Origin of the sequence: Vibrio sp. 10N.286.48.F5 (genome assembly GCF_041469785.1) — a bacterium.
Taxonomy (GTDB): Bacteria; Pseudomonadota; Gammaproteobacteria; order Enterobacterales; family Vibrionaceae; genus Vibrio; species Vibrio crassostreae_C.
In genome coordinates this window covers 1-220 of sequence record NZ_JBFRLG010000076.1, presented here as the reverse complement: position 1 = coordinate 220, position 220 = coordinate 1, and the positions used below count along the sequence as shown (strand labels likewise).

Genomic DNA, 220 nt, shown 5'->3' with positions numbered 1-220 from the left:
TCGAGGCACCATTATTTGGTACTTAACAAATAATGGTCTTTATAGACCTGATGTTGAGACAAGTAATTCCCCTTTAGTTCAGTTGGTAGAACGGCGGACTGTTAATCCGTATGTCGCAAGTTCAAGTCTTGCAAGGGGAGCCATTTTTAAAGGACTTCATTTTATATGAGGTTTTAATTGAAGAGTTTAACTCTTTAAGCAAAGAATTTAGTGTGCCGAC

1 tRNA gene is annotated in these 220 nt (G+C 37.7%); it reads left to right on the top strand.

Annotation, left to right across the window (positions count from 1 at the left end):
* Window positions 1-67 precede the first annotated feature (67 nt).
* Window positions 68-143 (top strand) — tRNA-Asn (locus tag AB4185_RS21855).
* Window positions 144-220: the final 77 nt, after the last annotated feature.